Source organism: Streptomyces sp. SDr-06 (assembly GCF_003324565.1).
GTDB lineage: Bacteria > Actinomycetota > Actinomycetes > Streptomycetales > Streptomycetaceae > Streptomyces.
In genome coordinates this window covers 175,949-198,236 of the sequence record NZ_QOLA01000003.1, presented here as the reverse complement: position 1 = coordinate 198,236, position 22,288 = coordinate 175,949, and the positions used below count along the sequence as shown (strand labels likewise).

General features: G+C 72.4%; 19 protein-coding genes. 8 read left to right on the top strand and 11 right to left on the bottom strand.

Annotated features, from left to right (window positions below):
- Positions 1-137: 137 nt before the first annotated feature.
- Complete coding sequence (locus tag DT019_RS09305; RefSeq protein WP_114036232.1) at positions 138-1,292, bottom strand: glycerate kinase; 1,155 nt, start codon at positions 1,290-1,292, stop codon at positions 138-140.
- A 142-nt stretch (positions 1,293-1,434) separates the two neighbouring features.
- On the opposite strand from DT019_RS09305, the gene DT019_RS09300 reads away from it, so the two are divergent.
- On the top strand, positions 1,435-3,150 hold the full coding sequence (locus tag DT019_RS09300; RefSeq protein ID WP_114036231.1) for a BCCT family transporter: 1,716 nt from the start codon (positions 1,435-1,437) through the stop codon (positions 3,148-3,150).
- 25 nt (positions 3,151-3,175) lie between these two features.
- Positions 3,176-3,679, top strand: coding sequence for an NUDIX domain-containing protein (locus DT019_RS09295; RefSeq protein ID WP_114036230.1), 504 nt, complete (start codon positions 3,176-3,178; stop codon positions 3,677-3,679).
- Between the two features lie 89 nt (positions 3,680-3,768).
- On the opposite strand, the gene DT019_RS09290 is transcribed toward DT019_RS09295, so the two are convergent.
- Together DT019_RS09290 and DT019_RS09285 are read right to left on the bottom strand one after the other, a co-directional pair.
- Positions 3,769-4,266: a methylated-DNA--[protein]-cysteine S-methyltransferase gene (locus DT019_RS09290; protein ID WP_114036229.1), complete on the bottom strand. Its 498-nt coding sequence runs from the start codon at positions 4,264-4,266 to the stop codon at positions 3,769-3,771.
- 12 nt (positions 4,267-4,278) lie between these two features.
- Entirely contained in the window at positions 4,279-5,748 is a 1,470-nt protein-coding gene (locus DT019_RS09285) for a DNA-3-methyladenine glycosylase 2 family protein (RefSeq protein ID WP_114036528.1), read from the bottom strand.
- A gap of 84 nt (positions 5,749-5,832) precedes the next feature.
- On the opposite strand from DT019_RS09285, the gene DT019_RS39475 reads away from it, so the two are divergent.
- The gene (locus DT019_RS39475; protein ID WP_189389369.1) at positions 5,833-5,994 is read left to right on the top strand and encodes a hypothetical protein; all 162 of its coding nucleotides are present in this window, start codon (positions 5,833-5,835) and stop codon (positions 5,992-5,994) included.
- Between the two features lie 93 nt (positions 5,995-6,087).
- Here the strand turns inward: DT019_RS39475 and DT019_RS09280 are convergent, their stop codons facing one another.
- The 4 genes from DT019_RS09280 to DT019_RS09265 form a co-directional block, all read right to left on the bottom strand.
- Entirely contained in the window at positions 6,088-6,744 is a 657-nt protein-coding gene (locus tag DT019_RS09280; RefSeq protein WP_114036228.1) for an HAD family hydrolase, read from the bottom strand.
- A 75-nt stretch (positions 6,745-6,819) separates the two neighbouring features.
- The gene (locus tag DT019_RS09275) at positions 6,820-7,815 is read right to left on the bottom strand and encodes a ScbA/BarX family gamma-butyrolactone biosynthesis protein (RefSeq protein WP_189389367.1); all 996 of its coding nucleotides are present in this window, start codon (positions 7,813-7,815) and stop codon (positions 6,820-6,822) included.
- A gap of 227 nt (positions 7,816-8,042) precedes the next feature.
- Complete coding sequence (locus DT019_RS09270) at positions 8,043-9,257, bottom strand: cytochrome P450 (RefSeq protein WP_114036226.1); 1,215 nt, start codon at positions 9,255-9,257, stop codon at positions 8,043-8,045.
- A 1,409-nt stretch (positions 9,258-10,666) separates the two neighbouring features.
- Positions 10,667-12,244 (bottom strand): MFS transporter, encoded by a 1,578-nt coding sequence (locus tag DT019_RS09265; RefSeq protein WP_189389365.1) that lies wholly within the window; start codon positions 12,242-12,244, stop codon positions 10,667-10,669.
- 68 nt (positions 12,245-12,312) lie between these two features.
- Here DT019_RS09265 and DT019_RS09260 point away from each other — a divergent pair, with 68 nt between their 5' ends.
- On the top strand, positions 12,313-13,902 hold the full coding sequence (locus tag DT019_RS09260; protein ID WP_114036224.1) for an FAD-dependent monooxygenase: 1,590 nt from the start codon (positions 12,313-12,315) through the stop codon (positions 13,900-13,902).
- Positions 13,903-13,970: 68 nt separating this feature from the next.
- Positions 13,971-14,318 carry an ArsR/SmtB family transcription factor gene (locus DT019_RS09255; RefSeq protein WP_114036223.1) on the top strand — a complete coding sequence of 116 codons (348 nt, stop codon included), beginning with the start codon at positions 13,971-13,973 and terminating at the stop codon, positions 14,316-14,318.
- 97 nt (positions 14,319-14,415) lie between these two features.
- Here DT019_RS09255 and DT019_RS09250 read toward each other — a convergent pair whose 3' ends face one another.
- Entirely contained in the window at positions 14,416-15,840 is a 1,425-nt protein-coding gene (locus DT019_RS09250; protein ID WP_189389359.1) for a phytoene desaturase family protein, read from the bottom strand.
- Between the two features lie 80 nt (positions 15,841-15,920).
- Here DT019_RS09250 and DT019_RS09245 point away from each other — a divergent pair, with 80 nt between their 5' ends.
- A complete protein-coding gene (locus tag DT019_RS09245; RefSeq protein ID WP_114036222.1) occupies positions 15,921-16,739 on the top strand; it encodes a nucleotidyltransferase domain-containing protein in 819 nt (272 codons plus the stop codon).
- Positions 16,740-16,763: 24 nt separating this feature from the next.
- On the opposite strand, the gene DT019_RS09240 is transcribed toward DT019_RS09245, so the two are convergent.
- Complete coding sequence (locus DT019_RS09240) at positions 16,764-17,591, bottom strand: inositol monophosphatase family protein (RefSeq protein ID WP_114036221.1); 828 nt, start codon at positions 17,589-17,591, stop codon at positions 16,764-16,766.
- A gap of 171 nt (positions 17,592-17,762) precedes the next feature.
- Between DT019_RS09240 and DT019_RS09235 the strand changes: the two genes are divergently transcribed.
- Positions 17,763-18,818, top strand: a complete 1,056-nt coding sequence (locus tag DT019_RS09235) for a biotin/lipoate A/B protein ligase family protein (RefSeq protein WP_114036220.1) — start codon at positions 17,763-17,765, stop codon at positions 18,816-18,818.
- Between the two features lie 25 nt (positions 18,819-18,843).
- A complete protein-coding gene (locus DT019_RS09230) occupies positions 18,844-19,725 on the top strand; it encodes a hypothetical protein (RefSeq protein ID WP_114036219.1) in 882 nt (293 codons plus the stop codon).
- On the opposite strand, the gene DT019_RS09225 is transcribed toward DT019_RS09230, so the two are convergent.
- Together DT019_RS09225 and DT019_RS09220 are read right to left on the bottom strand one after the other, a co-directional pair.
- Complete coding sequence (locus DT019_RS09225) at positions 19,689-21,215, bottom strand: NCS1 family nucleobase:cation symporter-1 (protein WP_114036218.1); 1,527 nt, start codon at positions 21,213-21,215, stop codon at positions 19,689-19,691. The two genes, DT019_RS09230 and DT019_RS09225, sit on opposite strands and share 37 nt — an antisense overlap.
- Positions 21,216-21,287: 72 nt before the next feature.
- Positions 21,288-22,286: a TIGR03842 family LLM class F420-dependent oxidoreductase gene (locus DT019_RS09220; protein WP_114036217.1), complete on the bottom strand. Its 999-nt coding sequence runs from the start codon at positions 22,284-22,286 to the stop codon at positions 21,288-21,290.
- Positions 22,287-22,288: the final 2 nt, after the last annotated feature.

Sequence of the window (22,288 nt, the reverse complement as noted above, 5' to 3'; positions counted from 1 at the left end):
AGCGCGGGACCGTGCGGAGGCTCGCGCTCAGCGCGTACTGCTTCAGGGAACGACACCACGGCCCCCGTCGCGACTTGCGACGGGGGCCGTGGTGCACGCACCGGCTCGTTACGGGGCCGAGGCCCCTGGGGCGGGAGCTAGCGCAGGAAGTCGTTCGCGATGTTCTCGGCGACCCGCTCCAGGAGCGGGCCGGCGTTCGCCATGGAGCGGGCCGGGTCGGACTCCAGGTCGGTGAGCGCGTAGGCACGGCGGATGCCCGCCTCGCCGAGCTGACCCGGCTGGAGCAGGAGGCGGCCGCACACCGCGACGACCTCGATACCGGCCGCGCGGGCCGCCGCCGCGACGCCCGCCGGGGCCTTGCCGTGCAGCGTCTGCTCGTCGAGGGAGCCCTCGCCGGTGATGACCAGGGTGGCTCCGGCCAGCGCGGGCGCGAAGCCGAGCACGTCGAGCATCACCTCGATGCCGGGCCGGAACGTGGCGTCCAGCGCGACCAGCGCGCCGTAGCCGATGCCGCCGGCCGCACCGGCGCCCGGGGCGAGCGCCGCCTCGGCGGCCTTCGCTCCGAGGACGCCTTCGAGGACCTTGGCGTAGTGGGCCAGGGCCGCGTCCAGGGTCGCCACGTCCTCGGGCGAGGCGCCCTTCTGCGGACCGTAGACGGCGGGGGCGCCCTTGGGCCCGGTCAGGGGGTTGTCGACGTCGCTGGCGAGGACGAGTTCCACGTCCTTGAAGCGGGCGTCGAGGCCCGAGAAGTCCGCCGTCGCCAGGTCGGCGAGCGCGCCGCCGCCCGGACCCACGGGCTCGCCCGCCGCGTCCAGGAAGCGCGCGCCGAGCGCGGCCAGCATGCCGGCTCCGCCGTCGGTCGTCGCGCTGCCGCCGACGCCGAACACGATGGTCCGGGCGCCCGCGTCGAGCGCGGCGAGCAGCAGCTCGCCGGAGCCGTACGTGGTGGCGGCCAGCGCCGCGAAGACGCCCTCGGGGAGGTGCTGGAGCCCGGAGGCCTCCGCCATCTCGACCACGGCCACGCCGTCGCGTACCGCGTACGCGGCGGTCACCGGGGTGCCGACCGGTCCGGTGACGCGCGCCTCGCGGCGCTCGAATCCGGCCGCCACCGCGGCCGCCACCGTGCCGTCACCGCCGTCGGCGACCGGCAGGGTCTCGACCCGCAGATCCGGGACGACCCGCCGCAGCCCGGCCGTCACCCGCTCCGCGACCTCCACGGCCGTGAGCGAGCCCTTGAACTTGTCCGCCGCCACGAGTACGCGGGCGGTCTCCAAAACTGCGCCGTCCGTCACCTTGCTATCCCTTGCTTTCGAACAGGCAGTCGCGCCGCTTCAGACCCTATCCGCCCGGCGCGCGCCTGCCCATAGCCGCCGGGCTCCACGGACGGCGCGCCACCCTGAAAAATAGGCTGATTCCCCACCATAGTGGGGCGCCATGAGTATGGATTCGATCGATCGTTCCGGCTCCGGCATCCCGCCGGGCGACGCGCCCGCGGCCCCCGATCCCTCCCCCGACCACAGCGTGATCACCATCGGTGTGCTCGCGGTGGTGGCCGTGGTCGCCTGGGCGGCACTCGGCAAGAGCTCCTTCGACAGCGCCTCCTCAACGGCCCTCTCCTGGGTCCTGAACAACTTCGCCTGGCTCTTCGTGGTCGCCGCGGACACCTTCCTGGTGCTCTGCGTGGTCCTCGCGATCAGCCGGTACGGGCGGATCAGGCTGGGCGCCGACGACTCCGAGCCGGAGTTCACCAATCTGGCCTGGATCGCGATGATGTTCAGCGCCGGGATGGGCATCGGCCTCATGTTCTACGGGGTCGGCGAGCCGCTCACCCACTTCCTGAGCCCGCCTCCGGCGACCGGCGCCCAGCCCGGTTCGGGCGACGCGGCGCGCACCGCCCTGGAGTACTCCTTCTTCCACTGGACGCTCACCCCCTGGGCGATCTACGGCATCGCCGGGCTCGCGCTCGCGTACGCGGGGTTCCGCAAGGCGCGCGGCAACCGGCTCTCGTCCGCGTTCGTGCCGCTCATCGGGGAGCGGCGGGCGGCCGGGTGGCCCGGCCGCTGCATCGACCTGCTCGCGGTCTTCGCGACCGTCTTCGGCACCGCGACGAGCCTGGGCCTGGGTGCGCTCCAGGTCGCCGAGGGCCTCAACATCACCTCGAACGTCGACAACTCGCGGACGACCCAGCTCGTCATCATCGCCGCCCTCTCGGCGGCCTTCGTGCTCTCCGCCTTCTCCGGCCTGCACAAGGGCGTGAAGTGGCTGTCCACCCTCAACATCGTGCTCGCCGCCGTGCTGATGGTCTTCGTGTTCCTGCTGGGCCCCACCGTGTACGTCCTCGACACCATCCCGGCCTCGATCGGCGGCTATCTGCACGACCTGCTCCCGATGGCCAGCCGCACCGGCGCCTTCACCGACCGCGACTGGCTGGGGGCCTGGACGGTCTTCTACTGGGCGTGGTGGCTGTCCTGGGCGCCGTTCGTCGGCACCTTCATCGCCCGGATCTCGCGCGGCCGCACGATCCGCGAGTTCCTCATCGGGGTGCTCCTCGTGCCCAGCGGGGCGACGGTGGTCTGGTTCTGCGTCATGGGCGGCACGGCGATCCGGCTCGCGTCCACCGGCGCGGCGGACCTCGCCGGCGCGGTCAAGGACGGCGCCGAGGCGTCGCTCTTCGCGATGCTGGACGCGCTGCCGATCGGCACGGTCACCTCGTACATCGCGATGGCCCTGGTGATGACGTACTTCATCACCAGCGCGGACTCGGCCTCGCTGGTGATGGGCTCGCTCACCAGCCGGGGCTCGCTGCACCCGCCGACGTGGCTGGTGGTGATGTGGGGCGTCCTGATGGCGGCGGTCGCGGCGGTGCTGCTCGTCGCGGGCGGCCTCAAGTCCCTCCAGACGGCGACGATCCTGGTCGCGCTCCCGTTCGTCCTGGTGATGCTGGGCCTGTGCTGGTCGCTGGTCAAGGAGCTGCGCGAGGACCCGGGCGCGGGGCCCTCCCGCCACGGCGCCCTGCACGGTCTGCGCGACGCGGTACGGGCGATGGTCGGCGACGCGATCACCGAGCAGGGCGCGGCCCGCCACCACCGGCTGCGCCGGGCCGCCAAGTCCCGTACGGGTGACGACGGTTCGGGCCCCCAGCTGCCCTGACGCCGGGCCCCCTACCCTGGCGACCATGACGACCGACAACGGCTACGCCGCCTACATCGCCGGACTCCCCCGCGTGCTCGCCGGAGCCGCCGCCCTGTTCCGGGACGCCGGGGGCCGGGTGCTGCTGGTCGAACCCAACTACCGCGAGGGCTGGGCGCTGCCGGGCGGAACCGTCGAGTCCGACACCGACGAGACCCCGCGCGGGGCGGCCCGCCGCGAGACCCTTGAGGAGATCGGCCTGGACGTGGAGCTGGGCCGTCTGCTCGCGGTGGACTGGGTGCACGGCGCGGCCCGCCCGCCGATCGTCGCCTACGTCTACGACGGCGGGGTGCTCGACGAGGGCGCCCTGAAGTCGATCCGCCTCCAGGAGGAGGAGCTCCTGTCCTGGCGCCTGGTCCCCCGCGAAGAGCTCCCCACCCACCTCCAGGGCGCCCTGGGCCACCGCGTCATGGCCGCCCTGGACACCCTGGCCGAGGGCCAGGGGACGGTGGAGCTGGAGAACGGACACCGGGTGGCGCCGGGGGCTTGAATCCCTGGCGCCCCGCTCACAAGGCGGCTGCCTTCGCGTCCTCGTCGCCGACCTGGACGACCCGCGCCCCGGACAGCGCCTCCCGGCGGCTAGAACAGCGCCTCCTCCGTCTCTCCCCGCTCGAACGCGAGCAGCCGCTGCTTGCGGTCGAGGCCGCCGCCGTAGCCGGTCAGGCTGCCGTTCGCGCCGATGACGCGGTGGCACGGGACGATGATGCCCACCGGGTTCTTTCCGTTGGCCAGGCCCACCGCGCGCGAGGCGCTCGGACTGCCGAGCGCCTCGGCCAGCTGGCCGTAGGAGCGGGTCTGCCCGTACGGGATCTGCTGGAGCTGGTGCCAGACGCGCTGCTGGAAGGGCGTGCCCTGAAGAGCCAGGTCCAGCTTGAACTCGGTGAGTTCGCCCGCGAAGTACGCCTCCAGCTGGCGGACGGCTTCCGGGAAGGGGCCGCCCTCGTCGCGCTCACCGAAGGTCTCCTGCGGCGGCCGGTGGCGCTGGCCCTCCATGTAGAGGCGGCTCAGGACGCCGTCGGCGGCGACCAGGGTCAGCGGGCCGTACGGGCTGTCGATGACCGTGTGCGTGATGTGCACGACTGAACTCCCTTATGCGGGCAGGTGGTTGATGGCGTGGCTGTCGGTCGCCCAGAGGTACTGGACGGCGTAGGCCCGCCAGGGGCGCCAGGCCGCGGCGCGCGCCGTGAGGGCGGCGGGGGTGGCGGGCAGGCCGAGGTTCTCGGCGGCCCGGCGCATGCCGAGGTCGGTGGGCAGGAAGGCGTCCGGGTCGCCGAGCGCCCGCATCGCGATCGCCTCGACGGTCCAGGGGCCGAAGCCCGGCAGCTCCATGAGCTGGGCCCGGGCCAGGTCCCAGTCGCTGTCGAGGCCCAGGCTGAGGCTGCCGTCCGCCAGGGCCGCGACCAGGGTGGTGAGCGTGGTGCGGCGGCTGCGCGGCAGCGCCAGGCGTTCCGGGTCGATCTCCGCGAGCTGGGCGGGGGTCGGGAAGAGGTGGGTCAGGCCGCCCGCCGGGTCCTCGACGGCCTGGCCGTGGGCGACGACGAGCCGGGCCGCGTGGGTGCGGGCGGCGGCCGTCGAGACCTGCTGCCCGAGGACGGCGCGGACCGCGAACTCCGCGGCGTCGACGGTACGCGGCACCCGGCGCCCCGGCGCCTTGTCGACCAGCGGCGCGAGCAGCGGGTCGGTGCGCAGCCGGTCGTCCACGGCGACCGGGTCGGCGTCCAGGTCGAGCATCCAGCGGCACCGGCTGATCGCGATGGTGAGGTCGCGCAGATCGGTGAGGCGCAGCACGCAGCCGACGTGCTCGGGCTGCGGGGTGAGTTCGGCGATGCCGTGCCCGTACGGCAGGGACAGGGTGCGGCGGAACGCGCCGTCGCGCCACTCCTCGACGCCGGGCACGCCCGTCGCGGCGAGGTGGCCGAAGAGGTTGTCCGGGGTGAGCGGGGCCCGGAAGGGCAGCCGGAGGGTGATCGCGCCCGGCGTCTGACGGGCGATGCCACGCGCGGCCCGGGCCCGCAGCTCGGTCGGGGCGAGCGCGAACACCTCGCGGACGGTGTCGTTGAAGGTGCGGATCGAGGAGAACCCGGCGGCGAAGGCCACCTCGGCCATCGACAGCGGGGTGGTCTCGATCAGGAGCCGCGCGGTCTGCGCCCGCTGCGCCCTGGCCAGGGCGAGGGGCCCCGCGCCGAGCTCGGCGAGCAGCTGGCGTTCGATCTGGCGGGCGCTGTAGCCGAGCCGGGCGGCGAGCCCGGGGACGCCTTCGCGGTCGACGACTCCGTCCCGGATGAGGCGCATGGCGCGGGCGACGGTGTCGGCGCGGGCGTTCCACTCCGGGGAGCCGGGCGTGGTGTCGGGGCGGCAGCGCTTGCAGGCCCGGAATCCGGCCTGCTGGCAGGCGGCCGCGCTCGGGTAGAAGGTCATGTTCTCGACCTTCGGCGGCACCACGGGGCAGCTGGGGCGGCAATAGATGCGGGTGGTCAGGACGGCCGTGAAGAACCAGCCGTCGAAGCGCGCGTCCTTGGACTGGACGGCGCGTACGCAGCGCTCGGTGTCGTTGTGCATCGGTGCGGGTGCGACGGGGGGCATGGGTCAAGCATCGGGCACGGACCGCCCTCCGGGCTGGCAAGAATCCGACATCGACCTGACGTGGCCTCGGACGCGGGGGCCGCCGCGGAACCCGGCAGCACCCCGGAGCCCGACATCGCCGCGCTGCGGCCCCGCACCCGACGCCCCCAGCGCACCCCACCGGCCGACGCGGTGGCCCGGCCGATGGCCCGGCGGGATCCGGATGCCCGGCGGCCCGGGTGATGCGGCCGTCCGGGCGGACCGGCCGGGTGGTGGGCAGGGAACCGACGGGTGTGCTCCTGGCCCACCCGCATGATGCCCGCCCCCGGCAGCCTTTCAGACGATGCTGGGCACCCCGGTGTGGAACGCGATGTCCCGGGCGGCCTGGATGTCGGACTGGAAGTGGACCGCCTGCCAGCCCTCCCGGCGGGCCGCCTCGCAGTTCTCCAGGACGTCGTCGATCAGAAGGCAGTCGGAGGCTCGGGAGCCGACGGCTTCGGCGGCGACGTGGAATATCTTGGGGTCGGGCTTGCGCACGCCGACCTTGCAGGAGTCGATGACGGTCGCCACGTCGTCCGCGACGCCGATCAGCTCCTTCCAATGGGGCTCCCACTCGACAACGTTGTTGGTGAGAAGGCCCACCGTGAATCCCGCATCGCAGAGCTGCCGCAGGGTCGAGATCATCAGGAAGTTCGGTTCGAGTCCGCCGAACCACTGCCTGCCGAATGTCTCGAACTCGCACCTGGAGAGGTCGATTCCCGGATGGCGCCGGGCCAGGCTCCGTGCGACGCGCCTGCCCCAGTCGATCTCGGTGACCGCGGCGACCTCCAGCGCGGCGAGGCCCGGCATGCCGAGTTCGGCGCCGACGTCCTCCATGGCCGCCCACAGCTGCTCTCCCGTGACTCCCGTCTTCCTGTGGTACGCGTCGAACAGCTCCGGGATCGGGGGCGAGAGCACACCACCGAAGTCGAACCAGACGGTCTTGAGCGTCATGACGTCCTCCTTGTGGGACTGCCTTGTGTCGTGCGGGGGCCGGCTTGTGTGGTGGAGGGGAAGAGGAGCGGCGGGCTACCAAGCGCCGCGCACCAGGGCGAGGCCGATGTCCGCGGCGGCGATGGGCACGCCGTCCTGGGACACGGTCAGGCGGGTGCGGAGGGCGTCGTCCCCCGCGCTCAGGACGGGCACCTCCGCCCGGCAGGTGGTGGGCAGTTCGAACTCGCCGAAGCGGCTGAAGGCCACATGGCAGGTCTCCACCGCCAGCCGCTGCGGAGCGAAGCCGAAGTGGTCGTGCGCGGCCGCGACGGCCAACTGCCGGCATGCCTCCTGCAGCAGCACCCCCGGGATGTGGTCGAGCGGGTGGTCGAAGAGGGCGGCGTGCGACTGGTCGACCACGACGTCGGCGGTGAAGCCGGAGGCGTCGGCGCACGGAGTGCCGATGACCACGTTCGCGGGATCCAGCCGGCCCACGACCGACGGGTCCGCGGCGCGCGGGGCGCGCACGGTCTGCCCAGGGCTCACGGTCAGCTGGGCGCGGCCGCGCTCCCTGAGCTTGTTCCAGGCGCTGCCCGGCATCCACTGGATCGTGATGTCGAGCGCCACCACGGAGCGCCCGTCCAGGTCGACGTGCATGGTCGCCGTGTAACCCACGGTCTCGGTGCCGCGCAGTTTCCGGTCGGTGACGGTGACTTCGACCACCGATGTGCCGGGCGTGTCGCCGACGCGGAGCCCGGCCCGGTCGATCACCCGCAGGTCGCTGTGGTTCAGGACGAACTTCTGGTCCAGGGGGACACCGAAGTACTCGTGGGCGAGAAGGATCGAGGACTGCCGGCACACCTCCGCCAGGAGCAGCGGGTCGTAGTTCCGCGGCGCCAGGAGGAAGTCGCTGTAGAAGCTGTGCACCCGCGGCAGTTGGGCTCCCACGACGAAGGAATCGGGACCCACCTGGGCCGAGTCCGTCAGAAACACCTCGCACACGGCTTCCCGGTGCACCTTCACGCGCGGCACCGTCGCGGCGAAGGAGAGCTGCGAGGAATCCAGGCGGCGCTCACGGGTCATGACACTCATCACGTAAACCTCCATGCGTCCGGGCAGACTTGGTTGGATTTCACGGTTTTTCGGGCATGCCGGGAGAACCCCGGGAGCCGAGGAGGGCGGGATCACCGAACGTCCGGGATGTGTCTTCCCTGATCCCGCGCCGGGGGTGGTTCGGTCGAGCGGGTGGCGCCGGGTGGGGCCGCCGGACTCACTCCGGCGGCCCGCCACCGGCGGTGTTCAGCGAGCGGACCTGCTGATCACCAGGTGACCGGGAGCGAGGAGGGGCGGCGCAGTCCGATGCCCAGGTCCCAGGGCACTTCGTCGACCGCGCAGGCCAGCCGCAGGCCGGGCATCTCCTCGATCACCTTGGTCAGTACGAGGGTCATCTCCAGCCGGGTCATGGCCGCCCCCATGCAGTGGTGCATGCCGTAGCCGAACTGGAGGTGGCGCTTCGCGTCGCGGTCGAGGTCGATCGACAGCGGGTCGGGGAAGACCTCCGGGTCCCGGTTCGCCTGGTTGACGTTCGGGTAGACCACGGTGCCGGCCGGGATGGTCCCGTAGCTGGTGGTCAGGTCCTGCGTGAGCAGGCGGGGGAACGTGCCCGGGGTGCCGAGCGGCATCAGCCGCAGGACCTCCTCGATGAGCGCGGGTACGGCCGCGCGGTCCTGGACGAGCCGGGTCCAGATGTGCGGGAGGCTCAGCGCCACGCACGCGGTCTTCGCCAGCATGGTGGCCACGTTGTTGTCCCCGCCGAGGACGACCCCCATGACGATGCCGTCGAGGTCCGTCGGGGTGAGCCGGGGCTCCACCTCCGTCGCGCGGCGCCGGTAGTGGTCGATGAGCCCGCCGGGTTCGGCCGGCTCCTCACCGCGGACCAGCCGCTGCACGTAGCCGTACAGTTCGGTCCAGTTGGTGGCGAGGCCCTCGATGTCGGTGGGGTCCGCCATCTGGATGATCCGGCCCGCCGTGTGCATCCAGGCCCACTTCTCGGCCGGTACGCCCAGCAGTTCGCCCGTGACGGCGGGGGCGACCACCTCGAACACCGAACGGACGAGGTCGGGTTCGGCCGTGCCGTCCCGCAGGGCGGCCAGGCACTCGGCGGTGACCCGCTCCACGATCGGTCCCAGCCGGGCGACCCCCTGCACGCTGAAGTCCTGGGAGATGAAGGTACGCATCCGGGCGTGGACGGGCTGGTCGAGGTTGATCAGCACCTCGGGGGCCCACGTGGTGGGCATGAAGCTGGGGCCTCCTTCGACGTTGCACTCCGCCCGGCTGGAGGTGGAGTCGGCGAGGACGGCGCGGACGTCCGCGTAGCCGGTCAGATTGATCGCCTCGTGCCCGCTGGGCAGTTCGATCCACGGCAGGCCATCGCTTCGCGTCAACTCGCGGTAGGGCGGCGGGGTTTCGAGACGGGGGACGGCGTGGACGGTGGGCTTGTCGGCGACAGGGGTCGCGACCGTGGCAGAACTCATGACTCCTCCTCGTGGGGCGAAAGACCTCGTGGGGACGGCGGCGTCGGGCACCGGCCGGGCCGCGCCAGGGGCGGCGGCGAGCCGGGACGGCAGGCCGGAAGAGGCTCCGGCGGCGGGCAGGGCCGCGCGCACCGGCGCCTGGACAGAACGCGGGCGGGGAAAGGACCGGCTTGGGCGCCGGAGGCAGGGAAAGGGTGGCGGAAAGCGGTCTCATCAGAGACCGGACCAGGGCGGGGCAGGGCGATACGGCCGACGGCCGGGCCGCGTCATCGGGCCGCTTCCCGCAACAGCCCACGGACAGAGCGGAGTTGCCCGCGAAGCGGTGCTGCGCACTGGCGTGCCAAATCCGCTCGCGACGCGCACTGCGCAGCAAAACTCATGCCCGGGAAAAAGGGTGCAACGCCGCACCGACTCCTGGGAAACCATGAGGGAATGGAAATTTCTAAAGCTTACCGACGTCTTCGGAAACAGCCGGAAGCCGTACGGAATTCTTTACGCGCACAGGGCAGACAAATACCCCGTCTGAAATCTTTGAGTCTCTGTTGCATGCACACTGCGGCAGCACTGATCAATGGATCCATGACTGACATACCTCAGGCGACGGAAAACCGTCGCTCCCCCATTCCATGTAACGCAGAGGTTTCTGCGGACTCAACAGCGGTGCCTAGTGCCGCACGCGACCGAGACATCGGGAGGCGGGACAGTCCGACGAGTCGACCGCGCCCTGCGGCAGGTTCGGCCCGCGGCCTGTCGATCCAGGCCAGGACGTGTCGACAGGCAAGGAACCGAGAGCCGGACACGGGACTTCTACCCGACATCCGAACAGCGGCAGCGCCATACATCCCCCTCTCCCCGTTGAACCCTTCAAGCCTCTTCGGCATTTCGACGCGGGAAGCTCCGGGAGATCCCGCGTCCAGGGGCACCGATATCGGCCACCCCCTTGGTTCTATCAAGATCGTACTTGAATGCTCGACGGTCGCACTATGAACCAAGTCACAGGAAGCTCAGAGGGACTGTAAAACCCGGTGAGCCACTGAAGATGTTGCGTACAACTGCCGGTGGAAGCATCCGGCACGTACACCTCGAAGCTCTGGTGGATGCAGGCGCCAATCAAGTCGCACGCATGGGCCGGGAGTTTCGCAGTGGCACCGGTCCCGGGCTGCTTGTCGCTCGTGACTCCACTCACCTGGAATCGCGCAAGGAAGCAACTCGCTTGCCGCCATGGCGCTTTCGGTCAGCAGAGGTGAGCGAATGAGTGGGAACCGGCGCCAACTCGCTTCGCGCGCCCATGAGATACGCGCTCGACGTACGCGGGGTGCGGTGGAACAGGCCCGCCCCTGGCCGGAAACGGGGGATGGCGGCCAGGGGCGGGAGCAGGGGGCCGCTTTGCCGCGGCCGGAGAGAGGCGGTCAGCGGGTCCGGGGGCTGGGACGCAGAAGGCTGACGACCAGGACGGTCAGGACGGCGCCGACCGCGACGAGCACCCAGAGCATGGTGTGCAGTGCCGCGTCGTAGCCGGTGACGAGGGTGTGGGCGAAGTCGGCGCGGTCGGCGGCGGGCGCCTGCGCGGCCGCTTCGGTGATCTTGCCGGTGGAGACCTGGTCCGCGATCTCGTGCGGGTCCGCGTCCGGGCCGGCGGCCCGGTGCACGCTGTCGGCGATCTTCGAGGCGGTGAACGTGGTCAACAGGGCGCCGTAGATGGCGACGGCGATGGCCTCGCTGCCCAGCCGGGCGGTGTTGACCAGCCCGGCGGCCATGCCCGACTTCTCGGGGCTGACCAGGCGCAGGGCTTCGCCGTCCACGAGACCGACGCCGAGGCCGAACCCCGCGCCGATCAGGATCATCGGGACGACGACCGAGAGGAACGAGGCCTCGGGTCCGATGACGAGCAGCCAGGCCGGTCCGACCACGAAGAACAGCAGCGAGCAGGCGAGGATGTGCCGGGGAGCCACTCCCCGCTGGGCGATCCAGCCGGCCAGGACCGGGGCGATGACGATGGGGATCGTCATGACGAGCATCTTCAGCCCGGCGGTGCCCACGCTGTCGCCCCACGCCGTGGACATGTAGGTGGGCAGGTAGGTGAGGAGGGTGACGAAGCCGAACGACGCGGTGACCGGCACCATGATGAGTCCGACCATGCGCCGGTCGCGCAGGACCGAGAAGTCGAACATGGGGTGCTCACGGCGCCGTTCGACGGCCACGAAGACGGCGAGCAGGACGACACCGGCGGCCAGCAGGGCGAGCGTTCCGGGCGCGGTCCAGCCCCAGGCACCGCCCTGGACGATGGCGAAGATCAGCAGCAGCAGTCCGCCGACGAAGGTGGCGGAACCGGGGGTGTCGATGCTCGCACCGTGCCGCAGGGTCTCGGGGGCGGACTTGGCGATGGCCACCAGGACCAGCACGACGGCAATGCCGACCGCATTGAACACGAAGATGGTCTGCCAGCCGAGCCGGTCGACGAGCAGACCGGAGATGGTGGGGCCGAGCCCCAGGCCCAGACCGGCCGCGGTGCCCATGAAGGCGAAGGCACGCACCTGGCTCTTGCCCTCGAAGTTGGTGGCGAGGAGGGCGCCGCCGCAGGAGAAGATGGCGGCCGCGCCGATGCCCGCGAGAGCGCGGGCGATGTCCAGCACCACGATGTCCGTGGTGCTCGCGCTGAGGACGGCGGCCACCAGGAACGTGCTCGCGCCGGTCATGAAGAGGCGCTTGCGGCCGAAGATGTCGGCAAGGGAACCGGCGAGCAGGGTCGAGCAGGCGAAGGCCAGGTTGAAGGCGTTGACCACCCACTGGAGGGTGGCGGCGCCCGCTCCGGTGTCGGCGGCGATGGCCGGCAGGGCGACGCCGGTGCCGGACACGCCGGTGGGCACGATGAGGCAACCCAGCAGGACGGCGGCCAGCAGGATCCTGCTGCTGACAGGGGCCGCTTCGGCGGCAATCGGCTGTTCAGTCAAGGGCGTTGGGGCGAGGTTCGGGGCAGCGTCGGGCATGGCGTGCTCCATAGGCAGGACGGACTGGTACGGCGAACACCGAACCAAGGTACGGTCCGTAACGTACCATGAGAGGTACGCCGAACATCGTACCCACCGGAGGTCTCTCCATGCCTTTGTCGCCTCTTCCCCCCGCAGCGGACGTAGTTGTCGTCGGAGGCGGTCCCGTCGGCATGCTGCTCGCGGCGGAACTCGCCCTGCGCCAGGTGCGGGTGGTGGTTCTGGAGCGGGCGGAGCGGACCGTGGACGAGCCCCGGGCCGGCACCCTGCACGCCCGCACCGCGCAGTCCCTGGTCCGGCGCGGCGTGCTGCCCGGCGGTCCCGCCGACGCGTCGGCCGGGGAGTGGACGAGCACGCCCTTCCACTTCGCGGGGATGCCCGGACTCACCATCAGCGCACCGGCCGCCGAGGGCGCGCCGGTGGTGGGCATGCCGCAGGCCCGGATCGAGCGCTACTTCGAGGCGCGCACACGGGAGTTGGGCGGCACCGTCGTGCGCGGCGCGACCGTGCGCGCGGTCCGGCAGGGCGCGGGGAGCGTCGAAGTGGAACTGAGCGACGGCTCCGCCATCACCTCCGGCTGGGTCGTCGGCTGCGACGGCGCCCGCGGCACCGTCCGTGCCCAGGCCGGTATCGGCTCGTCCGAACACCCCGCCACCTGTGCGGCACTTGTCGCCATGGTGCGGCTGACCGACCCCGCCCGCGCGTTTCCGGGGTGGCACCGGACGCCCCGCGGCTGGATCATGATGAACGTCAACCCGTTCGGCATCAGCCGGGTCCTCACCTTCGACTTCGACGCGCGCCACGACGACCGGCGCGCGCCGGTCACCCTGGCGGAGCTCAGCGAGACCACGGAACGCATAGCGGGACGTGCGGTCCCCATGACCGGCCTCGGCCCCGCCGGGCGCTTCAGCGACTTCGCCCGCCTCGCCGACACCTACCGCGAGGGGCGCGTCCTGCTGGCCGGTGACGCCGCCCACGTGCACTTCCCCGTCGGCGGCCAGGGGCTGAACCTCGGTCTGCAGGACGCGTTCAACCTGGGCTGGAAACTCTCCGCCGTCCTGCGCGACGGCGCGCCCGAGGAACTCCTCGACAGCTATACGCAGGAGCGGCGGCCGACGGCACGCCGGGTCATCGACAACACCCGGATCCAGGCGACCCTGATGGATCCGTCCAGCCGGTTCGACCCGCTGCGCGCCCACTACCGCGAGCTTCTCACCCTCCCCGAGGCGAACCGCCGCATCGGCGACATGATCAGCGGCCAGGAAGCGGCGTACGGACACGGGTTCGCCCAGGACCGTGCGCTGGGCGGCGCCCACGCCGGGCTGCGCCTCAGCGATCTGCTGGCAGGCGGCCGTGCGGTCCTGCTCGACGAAGGGGAGGGGGCGGGTGCCGCCTCCCAGGCCGCCGAGGCCTGGTCCGACCGGCTGGAGACCGCCGTCGCCGCCCGGCCCGAAGGCCCGCGGCCCTGCGTCCGGCTCGTCCGCCCCGACGGCTATGTCGCCTGGTCGTCGCCCTCGCACGCGGTGCGCGCCCGCGAACTCCAGGACGTACTCGCCCGACTTCTCGGGCCGCACCGGCCGCGGACCGCGGCAGGGCAGGGCACAGAGCCCCCGGCGGCCGGGCAGCACGCCGAAGCCGCCACCGCGCGCGGAAGGTGACGGCGGCGGGCCTACAGGTACGGCCGACAGCGTACCCTAAGGGGCAGGGAGAGCCAGAAAGGGCCGACATGACCACAGAGTTGTTCCACCCGGAGCTCAAGGACGTCGAGCTGGGCCGGGTCCTGACCGCCCTGACCGACCCGCTGCGCCGGCGCGTCGTCACCGATCTCATCCGGGAGGAGGACGGGGTCGAGCGCACCTGCATGTCCTTCGGCCTGCCGGTGGGCAAGTCCACGCTCACCCACCACTTCCGCATCCTGCGCGAAGCCGGACTGATCCATCAGGTCGACCGCGGCAACAGCCGCAAGGTCCAGCTGCGCCGTGCCGAATTCGAGGCCCGCTTCCCCGGCATCCTCGCGCTGCTGCTCGCCGAGGCCCCCACGGACCTGGGCTCCGACACCCGGCCCGCCGCCTGATCCGTCGCCCGGCCCGGAGCGTGAGGCACCGCTCCGGGCGCGCCGGGCAACGGCACGCCACGCCACGCCGCAGCCTCCGTCGGAGGCTGCGCCGGCCTCATCGCCGGTCCGCCTTCCGCAGGCTGCGCCACACCGCCTTCGCCGCGTTGTGGCCGGACATACCGTGCACGCCCGGGCCCGGCCAGGCCGCCGACGAGCACAGGAACACCGACGGATGGCGGGTGGCGTAGGGGAACAGGGAGATCTTCGGGCGGAGCAGCAGCTGAAGGCCGCGGGCCGCGCCGCACGCGATGTCGCCGCCCACGTAGTTGGCGTTGCGCTCGGCGAGTTGGGGCGGGCCGGCGGTGGCGCGGGCGAGGATCCGGTCACGGAAGCCGGGTGCGAACCGCTCGATCTGCCGCTCGATGGCGTCCGTGAAATCACCCTCCCACCCGTTGGGAACGTGTCCGTACGCCCAGAACACGTGCTTGCCCTCGGGCGCGCGGGACGGGTCGACAAGGCTGGGCTGGGCGGTGATCAGGAAGGGCGTCTTTGGCGCGGTGCCGCCGGAGGCCTGGCTCAGGGCGGTGCCGATGTCGCGGCTGGAGGGCCCGATCTGGACGGTCCCGGCCAGGCGCGGCTCCTTGGCCGTCCAGGGGACGGGCCCGTCCAGGGCGTAATCGATCTTGAACACGGCGGCGCCGTACTTGTAGGTGTCGTAGGCCCGGCCCAGGCCCGCGATCCGGGCGAGCGCGGTCGGCGAGGTGTCGAAGAGGTAGGTGCGGGCCGGTGGCAGGTCGTCCAGGCGCTTCACCTCGAACCCGGTGTGGACCACCCCGCCCAGCTCCCGCAGATATCCGGTGAGCGCGTCGGAGATCGACTGGGAGCCACCCCTCGGCAGCGGCCAGCCGTTCTCGTGCGCGGCGAGCGCGAAGAGCATGCCGACACCGGCCGTGGCCACGCCGCTCAGCGGGGCGATGACATGGGCGACGAGCCCGGCCATCAGGGCGCGCGCCCGGTCGTCCCGGAACCGGCGCATCAACCAGCTGTACGGCGGCAGGCCCACGGTCCCGAACCGGGCGAGGCCGACCGGATCGCGCGGCAGCGCGGTCAGCGGCAGCGACATGAAGTCCCGTGCCAACACGTCCCACTTGCCGAGGTAGGGGGCGACGAGGCGGCGGTACGCGCCGGCGTCGCGCGGCCCGAAGGACGCCGCGGTCTCGGCGACCGAGCGGGACAGCACGGCGGCCGTGCCGTCGTCGAAGGGATGCGCCATCGGCAGCGCGGGGTGCAGCCACTCCAGGCCGTACCGGTCCAGCGGCATGGTCCGGAATGCGGGCGAGCCGATGCCCAGGGGGTGGACGGCGGAGCACGGGTCGTGTCGGAAGCCGGGGAGGGTGAGCTCCTCGGTCCTGGCGCCGCCGCCCACGGTGTCCTTGGCCTCGAAGACCTCGACGCGCAGTCCCCTCCTGGCCAGTTCGACCGCAGCGGTCAGCCCGTTGGGGCCCGCCCCCACGACGACGGCATCGAGCATCGACGGCACCTAGGACTCCTCACGCCACGGCCAGTGCCCCCAGGATATTCCGGTGCACCGACAACCCGGCCCGGGGTAGCGTCCGCCTGGTGAACTCCCCCACGGACACCGCCTTCGGCCGACGCGTCGCCGCCCTCGCCGAGCGGCTCACCGAGGTGCCGGGGGTGCGCGCCGTCGCCCTCGGCGGCAGCCGCGCCCGGGGCGCGCACCGGCCGGACTCCGACTGGGACCTGGGCCTCTACTACCGGGGCGAGGTGGACGTCGGCGCCCTGGCCCGGCTGGCCGAGGAGACCACGGGCGCGGCGGTCGAGGTCGCGGGCCCGGGCGGCTGGGGCCCCTGGGTGAACGGCGGCGCGTGGCTGACCCTCGACGGGGTCGCGGTCGACTGGATCCTGCGTGACCTGGACCGCGTCGAGCGCGTCTGGGCCGACTGCCTCGACGGGCGGTACGAGGTCGGCGTGCAGCCCGGCCATCCGCTCGGCTTCTGGTCGCCGGCGTATCCGGGCGAGGTCGCCCTCGGGCAGGTACTGGCCGATCCCCAGGGCGAGTTGACGGAGCTTCAGGAACGGACGCGGTGCTACCCGGAGCCGTTGCGGGCGGCGCTGGTCGGTGCGTCCTGGGAGGCGGAGTTCTCCGTCGCGCTCGCCCGCAAGTCGGCCGGGGGCGGCGACCCGCTGCACGTGTCGCTCTGTCTGTCCCGGGCCTTCGGCATCCTCGCCCAGTCGCTGCACGCCCACCACCGGCGCTGGCTTCTCAACGAGAAGGGCGCGCTCGCCTCGGCGGCCGCTCTGCCCGCCGCTCCGGCGGGCTTCGCCGAGCGGGCGGCCGCGGCCCTGGCCGGGCTCGACGCCGAGGCGGTCGGGCTCGCGGCCGCCCTGGTCAGCGACGTACGGGCAGCCCTGTCCTGAGCCGCCGCGCGCCCAGCGGTGGTCTCACTCCCCCGCGAGGAGGCTCCGCACCCGCTCGGCCGTCGCCGCGTCGCGGGCCACGGTGAACGGGAGCGCGTTGCCCCCGGCGATCCGGAACGGCTCCCCGGCGACCGTGGTCTGCGCGCCGCCCGCCTCGGCGACCAGGAGCAGCCCCGCCGCGTGATCCCACGCGTACTCCCAGGAGAACGCCACCGCGTCCAGCTCGCCGCGGGCTATCGCCAGGTATTCCAGGCCCGCCGAGCCGCAGGGCCGGGCCTGCACACCGTCGGTGCGCAGGCCGAGCAGGGCGCGCTTCTGGTCGGGCGTCGTGTAGTCGGGGTGGGAGGTCGCCACATCGAGCGCCGCACCGGGCGCGGGTGAACCGGCGTGCAGGGGCTCGCCATTGAGGGTGGCACCCCGGCCGCACACCGCCACGGCCATCTCGTCGAGCGCGGGTGCGTAGGTCCACGACGCGAGGAGCTCGCCCTGGTGGGCGAGGGCGACCAGGGTGCAGAATCCGGCTTCGCCGCGGACGAACTGGCGGGTGCCGTCCACCGGGTCGACGATCCACACCGGGGCGTCGCCGCGCAGCTCCGCGTACACCTCGGGGTCGGCGTGCACGGCCTCCTCGCCGACGACCACGGAGCCGGGGAGTATCGCGGTGAGCGAGGCGGTCAGGTGCTCCTCCGCCAGCCGGTCGGCGACCGTCACCAGGTCGTGCGGGCCGTTCTTCTCGACGATCTCGTGGGCGGCGAGCTGCCGGAAACGCGGCATGATCTCGGCGGCCGCCGCCTTGCGGAGCGCCTCTTCCACTGCTGCCAGGTCACCTGCGAGAAAACCTTCGTCGATCATGTGTCCAGGAAAGCACGCGGCACTGACAGTCAGCGAGCCCCGGGGAACCGCCCGGTGAACACCGCCCGGCTTCGCCGTGAACGCCCCCGCCCGGCAGCGCCCCGGCCCGCGACCGGAATACCCGCCGTCCGATTACCGTTGATCCCGCCCGGAACAGATGGAGGCACAACGGTGCACGGCGAATACAAGGTCCCCGGCGGCAAGCTCGTCGTCGTCGACCTGGACACCCGCGACCAGGTCCTGCGGGACGTGAGGGTGGCGGGCGACTTCTTCCTCGAACCCGACGAGGCGATCCTGGCGATCAACGGGGCACTCGAAGGCGCCCCCGCCGACACCGACGCCGCCGGGCTCGCGGCCCGCGTCGAGGCCGCGCTGCCGCCCGGCACCACCATGTACGGGCTGACCTCGGAAGGCGTGGCCGTCGCCGTGCGCCGGGCGCTGGCGCATGCCACCGACTGGAACGACTACGACTGGCAGCTGATCCACGAGGCTCCGCAGTCGCCCGCGCTGCACATGGCGCTCGACGAGGTCATCACCGCGGAGGTCGCGGCCGGCCGTCGCCCGCCCACCCTGCGGGTGTGGGAGTGGGGCGCGCCCGCGGTCGTCATCGGCAGCTTCCAGTCGCTGCGCAACGAGGTCGACGCGGAAGGCGCCGAGCGCCACGGCATCACCGTCGTGCGACGGATCAGCGGCGGCGGGGCCATGTTCATCGAGCCGGGCAACACGATCACGTACTCGCTGTCCGTGCCCGACGCCCTCGTGCAGGGTCTGTCCTTCGCCGACAGCTACGCCTACCTCGACGACTGGGTGCTCGGGGCGCTCGGCGACATGGGCGTCAAGGCCTGGTACCAGCCGCTCAACGACATCGCGACCGAGGCCGGGAAGATCGCGGGTGCGGCGCAGAAGCGGATGGTCGCCGACGACGGCGCGGTGCTCCACCACGTGACGATGGCGTACGACATCGACGCGGACAAGATGACGGAAGTGCTCCGCATCGGCCGGGAGAAGCTCTCCGACAAGGGCACCAAGAGCGCCAAGAAGCGGGTCGATCCGCTGCGGCGGCAGACCGGGCTGCCGCGCGAGGCCGTGATCGAGCGGATGATCGCCTCCTTCCGCTCCCGGTACGGTCTGTCGGAGGGCAGGGTCACCGACGACGAGATGGGCCGGGCGCGCGAGCTGGCGGCGAGCAAGTTCAGCAGTGCCGAGTGGACGGCGCGCGTGCCGTAGCCCGGGCGGGACGAGGGAGCGGGGCATGGCGGAGCAGTCGCTGTACGTGGAGGGGCCCGCCGTCCCCGCGCTGCGGGTGGAGGCCGCGTCCGGCAGGCGGCTGCTCGTGCGCCAGGGCGCGGACCCGGTCCAGCGGTCCAGTCACCGGGGCCTGCACTACGCGCGGACGGGCCGCTTCGTCTCGCCACTGCCCCCGCCGCGCGCCTTTCTGGCCCGCTCGCTGCGGGACTCGCCGGACCGGTCGGCCCGCTGGGCGCACCACTTCACCTCAGCGCTGCGTTCGAGCCCCAACGGCCCTCTCCACCAGGGGGATTGGCAGGTGCTGCGGTCGCTGACGGGCTGGTTCGCCGACGCCAACTGGGCCAAGCTCCTCGCCCACGACCCCGACCGTGGCCACCTCACCTGGTTCGGCTACGGCGACCCGGCCGAGGACGCCCGCGACCTGCTCCCCCTGCGCGCGCTGTCCGCGCCGGACGCCCCGCGCGTGAAGGCCTACCGGCGCCAGTACCGCGAGGGCGTGCTCCCTCCGGTGCTGCTCTGGTGGGTCAGCGGGCTCAACTCACCCGTGGTGCTCGACGGCCACGACCGCCTGACGGCCGCCCTCGCCGAAGGCGGCCGCCCCGAGCTCCTGGTCCTCACCCGCGCGAGGCCGATCGGCTGGGCCGAGCGGGCGGTGCGCGGGCGGGTCGAGGCGTACGAGCGGCAGGTGCGCGGGCAGCGGGCGACGGGCGGGCCGCTCGCCCCGGTGCTGATCTCCCAGGAGTCACGCCGGTTCGCGGCCGACCTGACCGCCCTGGCGGAAACCCCGGACCTCACCCGCGCCTGGCCCCTGCCGGGCGGTCCCGCGGCCTGGCAGCGGGCGGTCGACGTCTACGCGCCGGGCTGGGTGGCGGGCCCCGGGGACTGACGGCGCGCGGCGGGTGTCCCGGTCATGAGCGCGACGTACAGCAGCAGCGCCGAGCCGAGCCCCACCGCCCAGCCGTAGTCCGCGAGCGGTTTGAGGAAGGGGATGAGGCCGTCGGTGGGGAACGGGCCCGCCTTGGCGCCCTTGTCGTCGAGGGTGGAGTACGAGCCGCCGACCGCGAGCACCCCGCCCACCAGGAACGCGGCCACCGCGCGCCAGTTCCAGCCGCCCGTGTACCAGTAGCGGCCGCCCGGACGGTACAGGTCGGCGACGTCCAGGACGGTGCGGCGCACCACCCAGTAGTCGGCGATGAGGATCCCGGCGACCGTGCCGAGCAGGCCGCCCACCACGCCGAGCCAGGTGAAGATGTACAACTCGGGGGTCGAGGTCAGCTTCCAGGGGAAGATCAGCACGCCGACCACGCCCGTGATGAGCGCTCCTCGGCGGAAGTCGATGAGTTTGGGGGCCAGGTTCGCCAGGTCGTACGCGGGTGAGACGACGTTCGCCGCGATGTTCACCGAGACCGTCGCGACCAGCACGGTGATCAGCGCGAAGAGCAGCCCGAAGACGTTGTCGGTCTTGGCGACCAGGTCGACCGGGTTCCAGATCGGCACCCCGTACACCGCCTGGGAGCCCGAGGTGACCAGCACCGACAGGAGCGCGAACGCGGTCATCGTCGTGGGCAGCCCCAGCGTCTGGCCCCAGACCTGGGCGCGCTGGCCCCGGCCGAAGCGGGTGAAGTCGGGGATGTTCAGCGACAGCGTCGCCCAGAAGCCGATCATGCCCATGAGGGAGGGGAAGAAGACGGGCCAGAAGCCGGGGCCCCAGCCGTGCCGGGCGGGCTGGTCGAGGAGCGGACCGAAGCCGCCGGCCTTGTGGGCGATCCAGACCAGCAGGACCAGCGCGCCGACGAGGACGAACGGGGCCGCCCAGTTCTCGAAGCGGCGCAGGGTGTCCATCCCCCGGTGGATGATGGCGAGTTCGAGCGCCCAGAACAGCACGAAGCACAGCCAGAGCGTCCAGGGCCGACCGCCGATCGACGCGACGTCGGTCCAGCCGCCGAAGACCTTGCCGAGCAGGACGAAGATGCCCTGCCCGCCGATCCAGGTCTGGATCCCGAACCAGCAGCAGGCGACGGCGGCGCGGATCATCGCCGGGAGGTTGGCGCCGCGCAGCCCGAAGGAGGCGCGGGCCAGGACCGGGAACGGAATGCCGTACTTGGGGCCCGCGTGCCCGGTCAGGAGCATCGGGACCAGGACGATCACATTGGCGACGGCGATGGTGACGACGGCCTGCTTCCAGTCCATGCCGAGCGCGACCAGACCGGAGGCAAGCGTCCAGGAGGGGATGTTGTGGGCCATGCCGACCCACAGGGCGGCGAAGTTGTACGTCGTCCAGGTGCGCCCCTCGGGCGGTACGGGCCGCAGGTCCTCGTTGGCGAACCGGCCGTCCTGGGGGCGGGCCGTGGTGGGTATGGGGGTGGTGTCGGTCATGGGCAGGCCATTCGTTCAAGGTGGCGGCGAGGACGGCGAACGGGCCGTGCGGTGGGGCGGGTTGGCGGGGGCTCAGCGCAGGGCGGGGATGACCTGCTCGCCGTAGGCGTCGATGACGGCTTCGCGGGCGTCGTGCATGGCGTACACCGCGAACTGGTCGACGCCGAGGTCGCGCAGTGCCTTCAGCTTCTCGATGTGGGCCTGGGGCGGCCCGAGCAGGCAGAAGCGGTCGACGATCTCGTCGGGCACGAAGGCGGTGTCGGGGTTTCCCGTGCGGCCGTGGTGGCTGTAGTCGTAGCCCTGGCGCTGCTTGATGTACTCGGTGAGGGCTTCGGGGACGAGGCCGGAGTGCTCGCCGTAGCGGGTCACCAGGTCGGCGACGTGGTTGCCGACCATGCCGCCGAACCAGCGGCACTGCTCGCGGGCATGGGCGAGGTCGTCGCCGACGTAGGCGGGCGCGGCCACGCAGATCGTGATGGCCTCGGGATCGCGCCCCGCGTCGGCGGCGGCCTTGCGGACCGCCTTGACCATCCACTCGGTGAGGAACGGGTCGGCGAGCTGGAGGATGAACCCGTCGGCCTTCTGGCCCGCGAGCGCGAGGGCCTTCGGTCCGTACGCGGCCATCCAGACGGGGAGTCGGCCGTTCTTCACCCAGGGCAGCTTCAGGCGCTGCCCGTCGACGTCGGCCTCGCGGCCCTCGGCGAGGTCGCGGATGACGTCCATGGCCTCGCCGAGCCGGGCCAGCGTGTTCGGCTTGCGCCCGGCCACCCGCATCGCCGAGTCGCCGCGCCCGATGCCGCACACGGTGCGGTTGCCGTACATGTCGTTGAGGGTGGCGAACGTGGAGGCGGTGACCTCCCAGGTGCGGGTGCCGGGGTTGGTCACCATCGGGCCGACGGTCAGCCTGGTGGTGTGTTCCAGGATGCGGCTGTAGATGACGAAGGGCTCCTGCCAGAGCACCGCCGAGTCGAAGGTCCAGCCGTAGCAAAAGCCGTTGCGTTCCGCGCGCCGCATGAGGCCGACGACGGCCGAGGCGGGCGGATCGGTCTGCAGGACGAGTCCGAAGTCCATGG